We start from the raw sequence: 622 nt of genomic DNA, 5'->3' as shown, positions 1-622 counted from the left end.
CAACATGATGAAGCATGGAATACGAGGAAATCTTCAAATCTCCTAATCTTAATGAAGGAATCTCCATATTCTGCATGTTGAACATCACGCTGAACAGCGGACTTCTGCTTGTATCCCTTGTAAGCGGAAGCTTTTCAATCAGTTCCTCAAGCGGATAGCTCTGGTGCTCGAATGCTTGAAGACTGGCTGTTTTGACCTCTTCAAGAAATTGCGCGAAGGTTTTATCTCCCGCTGGTGCCGTTCTGAGTGCCACCGTGTTGACAAACATACCCGGCACACCTTGCAGATCAGGATGTGTTCTGCCAGCTGTCGGCGAGCCGACAATGATATCATCCTGTGACGCGTACTTGGAAAGGAGTACATTGAACGCCGCCAGCAAAAACATGTACATTGTCGTATCTGTTTCTGCCATGAGCGATTTGATTTGAGCCGTGATTTGCTTATCAAGCCCAAACATCACGCGCTCTCCCGCAAAGCTCCGTTCAGCAGGCCGCTCGAAATCCGCGGGAAGATCCAGTATTGGCAGTTCGCCTTTAAAGACATCGAGCCAGTATTCCTCATCTTTTTGATAATCAGTTTGTTCTTTGTGCCAAACTGCGTAATCTTTATAGTGAATTTGTGG

The 622-nt window shown here is 46.8% G+C and carries 1 protein-coding gene; it reads right to left on the bottom strand.

Annotation, left to right across the window (positions count from 1 at the left end; translation table 11 throughout):
- Positions 1 to 622, bottom strand: a 622-nt coding sequence (locus tag ACWHAR_RS28935) for a condensation domain-containing protein (RefSeq protein ID WP_452088681.1), incomplete at both ends; no start/stop codon positions are given.

It is taken from the genome of Bacillus sp. LR--39 (assembly GCF_053613335.1).
The sequence above is the reverse complement of the archived record's forward strand: the minus strand, read 5'-3'. Positions and strand labels throughout refer to the sequence as shown.